The organism is Streptomyces sp. adm13(2018), assembly GCF_008042145.1.
Taxonomy (GTDB): domain Bacteria; phylum Actinomycetota; class Actinomycetes; order Streptomycetales; family Streptomycetaceae; genus Streptomyces.
The window spans coordinates 1-4,004 of the sequence record NZ_RDBH01000071.1; the positions used below are offsets into that span (position 1 = coordinate 1).

Below are 4,004 nucleotides of genomic sequence, written 5' to 3' on the forward strand. Positions count from 1 at the left end.
CCCTCCGCCTCCCCGTGCACCAGCAATCCCACCGGCACCGATCCGGCCGGGAAACGTATCCGAATCCACCCGGGCGAGTTGAGCAAAGCGGGACACGCGGGCGCCCTCCACGGAGGAGGCTCTCCCCGGGGTCCCTCACATCCGGGTCCCCGATCTCCGGGAGAAGGTGGGAGCGTTGCGCCCCGAGAGCACGAACGGCGCCGGCGGCACGAGCGGCGGCGAACTCGCCGTCCCGATGGCCTGGCTGTGCGCCGAGTACCTGGCCGACGAGGTGCTGCGGGCCGCCGCCCTCGTGGCGCCCGGCTCACTGGAGTACCGGGCGGGCCTCCAGGCCCTCGCCCTCACCGTCCACCTCTCGGAGGAACCGGACGGACCCGGGGCCGGCCGGCCGGCGGGCGGGATCGACGCGTGGCTGCGGCACACCGCGTACGACCGGCCCTGGCCGCCCTGGGTCGAGGAGCGGCTCGCGGCGCGCCGCACGGCCGGCGGCGACGGGCCCGACCTGGCCCTCGCGGAGACCGCGTGGCGCCGCCTGCGGGACACCTGGGTCCGCGCCGCCGATCTGGACGGCCCGCCGGGCGAGGAGTCCGGCTGTACGGTCGACGAGGAGGAGCAGATCTGGCTGCCGGCCTGGAAGCTGGGGCTGCCGCTCGCCCACCTCTCGCTGCACCTGCGCTGATCGCTCCTCCGGCCCCGCTCCCGTCCTCGGCCGGCCGGTCCGCCTCCCGGTCCCGCAGGGGCGGTCACGGTGGTGAACGGTGGACTCCCGGGCGGTACTTGGGGATGCGTACGGTCACCTTCATGCCCGCGCCGACCCCGGTCTCGATGACGAGCCCGTACTCCGCCCCGTAGACCTGGCGCAGCCGCTCGTCCACGTTGGACAGGCCGATGCCGGAGCCGGCGGGGTGCTCTCCGCGCAGGACCGCGCGCAGCAGCTCCGGGTCCATGCCGATGCCGTCGTCCTCGACGGTCACCACGGCCTCCGCGCCCGCGTCGCGGGCGGCGATCGTGACCCGGCAGCCCCGCTCTCGGTCCTCCAGGCCGTGCTTCACGGCGTTCTCCACGAGGGGCTGGAGGCAGAGGAACGGCAGGGTGACCGGCAGCACCTCGGGGGCGATCTGGAGGGTCACCTTCAGCCGGTCCCCGAAGCGGGCGCCGGCGAGCGCCAAGTACTGCTCGATGGAACGCAGTTCGTCGGCGAGCTGGGCGAACTCGCCGTGTCTGCGGAAGGAGTACCGGGTGAAGTCGGCGAACTCCAGGAGGAGTTCCCGTGCCTGCTCCGGGTCGGTGCGGACGAACGAGGCGATGGCGGCGAGGGAGTTGAAGATGAAGTGCGGTGAGATCTGGGCCCGCAGTGCCCGGATCTCGGCCTCGACGATCCGGGTGCGCGAGCGGTCGAGTTCGGCGAGCTCCAGCTGTACGGAGGCCCAGCGCGCCACCTCGGTGGCCGCCCGCACCAGGACCGCCGACTCCCGGGAGCCGTAGGCGACGAGCGCGCCGAGGACCCCGTCCTCCCCGGCGAGCGGGGCGATCACCGCCCAGCGGAGCGGGCAGGCCGGGTCGGCGCAGTCCGTGTGGACCGAGCGGCTGCGGCCGGTCTCCAGGGTCTCGGCGGCCTGCGCGGGGACGTGCGCCCGGTGGTGGTCCTCGCCGGGTCCGTCCCAGGCGAGGACGGCACCGCGGTCGGTGAGGCACAGCGCCTCGGTGCCGAGCAGCGAGCGCAGGGTGCCCGCCGCCCGGCGCGCGGTGTCCTCGGTGAGCCCGGCGCGCAGCGGCGGCGCGGCGAGGGAGGCGGTGTGCAGGGTGTGGAAGGTGGCGCGTTCGACGGGGGTGCCGAGGCCGGGATCGGCGGCGCGGCCGCCGCGCCGGGCGGTGACCCGGCCGAGGACGAAGCCCCCGGCGAGCAGCAGGGCGGCCGCGGCGGCGAGGACGGCGGCGCTCATCGGTGCGCCTCCTGGGCGGGGACGGGGACGGTTCCGGTGATCTCCTCCGGCAGGTGGAGGCGGGCGAGGAGCGCCGGGGTGCCGGGCGGGACGCGGCGGGGGGTGGCCAGCGAGACCAGGACCATGCTGAGGAAGCCGAGCGGGACCGACCAGACGGCCGGCCAGGCCATCAGGGTGTGCGGCCAGCCCTCGGGGGCGAGTCCCGCCCGGGTCGCCATCACCGCGGCGAGCGCGGAGCCGCCGCCGAGCAGCAGGCCGGCCGCGGCGCCGGGCGGGGTGAGGCGCCGCCACCAGATGCCGAGCACGAGGAGCGGGCAGAACGAGGAGGCGGAGACGGCGAACGCGAGTCCGACCGCGTCGGCGACCGGCACCTTCGACGCGAACACCCCCACGGCCAGCGGGACGGCGGTGGCGAGGAGGGTCGCGAGGCGGAAGTGGCGTACGCCCCGGGACGGCAGCACGTCCTGGGTGAGGACGCCGGCGACGGACATGGTGAGCCCGGAGGCGGTGGAGAGGAAGGCGGCGAAGGCGCCGCCCGCGAGGAGCGCGCCGAGGAGGTCGCCGAGCAACCCGCCGAGGATGCGGTCGGGCAGCACGAGCACGGCGGCGTCGGCGGAACCGGTGAGGGCCAACTCGGGGGCGTAGATCCGGCCCAGGGCGCCGTAGAGCGGTGGCAGGAGGTAGAAGGAGCCGACGAGGCCGAGCACGACGAGGGTGGTGCGGCGGGCGGCGCGGCCGTGCGGGCTGGTGTAGAAGCGGACGGCGACGTGCGGCAGGCCCATGGTGCCGAGGAAGGTCGCGAGGATCAGTCCGTACGTGGCGTACAGCTGGTGCCCGTCGCGGCCGCCGGCCAGCGGCTGGGACCAGCCGAGCGGGTCCGTGCCGCTGGCGACCCGCTCGGGCAGCGGCGTTCCCGAATCGAGGGCGAGGGTCGTGCCGCCGTGGATCTGGTGGATGCCGGGGGCGAGGGTGACGGACCGCCGCTCGTACGGGACCGCGTCGACGGTGCCGGTGACGGTGGCGGTGAGCGGGGCGTCGAGCCCGACGCGTACCGTGTCGGCGACCTCGACGACGGTGTGGCCGCGCAGCACGGCGGGCGCGTCGAAACGGGCCCGGGGTGCCCCGTCGCCGTACCAGGCGGCAAGCAGGAAGAGGACGGGGACGAGCAGGGCGGTGAGCTTGAGCCAGTACTGGAAGGCCTGGACGAAGGTGATGCTGCGCATCCCGCCCGCGGCGACCGTGCCGGTGACGACGAGGGCGACCAGCAGTCCGCCGACCCAGTCGGGGGCGCCGGTGAGGATCTCCAGGGTGAGTCCGGCGCCCTGGAGCTGGGGCAGCAGGTAGAGCCAGCCGACGCCGACCACGAAGAGGCTGGCGAGGCGGCGCACCTGCGGGGATTCGAGGCGGGCCTCGGCGAAGTCGGAGAGGGTGTACGCCCCGGAGCGGCGCAGCGGAGCGGCGACGAGGACGAGCAGGACGAGGTACCCGGCGGTGTAGCCGACCGGGTACCAGAGCATGGCGGGGCCCTGGACGAGGACGAGGCCCGCGATGCCGAGGAAGGAGGCGGCGGAGAGGTACTCGCCGCTGATCGCGGCGGCGTTGAGGCCGGGCCGGACCGTGCGCGAGGCGACGTAGAAGTCGGAGGTCGTCCGGGAGATCCGGAGGCCGAGGGCGCCGATGAGGACGGTGGCGAGGACGACGGCGGTGACGGCCGCGACGGCGTAGGCCTGGTTCACGGGGTGGTCTCAGCGTTCGACGAGGCCGGCGAAGTCGCGCTCGTTGCGTTCGGCGCGGCGCACGTACCAGTGGGCGGTGCCCCAGACGACGGGGTACACCCCGAGTCCGAGCGTGAGCCAGACGAAGGCCTCGGGGGCGGGCAGGGCGAGGAGCAGCGGCAGCGGGCCGACGAGCAGGGCGAGGGCTCCGAGGGCGGTGAGCGCGGCGCGGAGCTGGCTGCGCATCAGGGAGCGGACGTAGGTGTGGCCGAGGGTGGTCGGCGAACTCCTCGGGGCCGAAGTCCTCGGCGAGCGGGTCGGGTCCGAGCCGTGCGACGCCCGGCAC

4 protein-coding genes are annotated in these 4,004 nt (G+C 75.4%); 1 reads left to right on the forward strand and 3 read right to left on the reverse strand.

Annotated features, from left to right (window positions below; translation table 11 throughout):
- Positions 1-175: 175 nt before the first annotated feature.
- On the forward strand, positions 176-679 hold the full coding sequence (locus tag EAO70_RS06230; protein ID WP_148002011.1) for a hypothetical protein: 504 nt from the start codon (positions 176-178) through the stop codon (positions 677-679).
- 64 nt (positions 680-743) lie between these two features.
- Here the strand turns inward: EAO70_RS06230 and EAO70_RS06235 are convergent, their stop codons facing one another.
- The 3 genes from EAO70_RS06235 to EAO70_RS06245 all read right to left on the reverse strand — a co-directional run.
- A complete protein-coding gene (locus EAO70_RS06235; protein ID WP_148002012.1) occupies positions 744-1,943 on the reverse strand; it encodes a histidine kinase in 1,200 nt (399 codons plus the stop codon).
- Positions 1,940-3,679, reverse strand: coding sequence for a cation acetate symporter (locus EAO70_RS06240; RefSeq protein ID WP_148002013.1), 1,740 nt, complete (start codon positions 3,677-3,679; stop codon positions 1,940-1,942). The genes EAO70_RS06235 and EAO70_RS06240 overlap by 4 nt, the downstream gene beginning before the upstream one ends.
- 9 nt (positions 3,680-3,688) lie before the next feature.
- A partial coding sequence (locus EAO70_RS06245; RefSeq protein WP_261992700.1) for a hypothetical protein occupies positions 3,689-4,004 on the reverse strand: 316 nt, incomplete at its 5' end.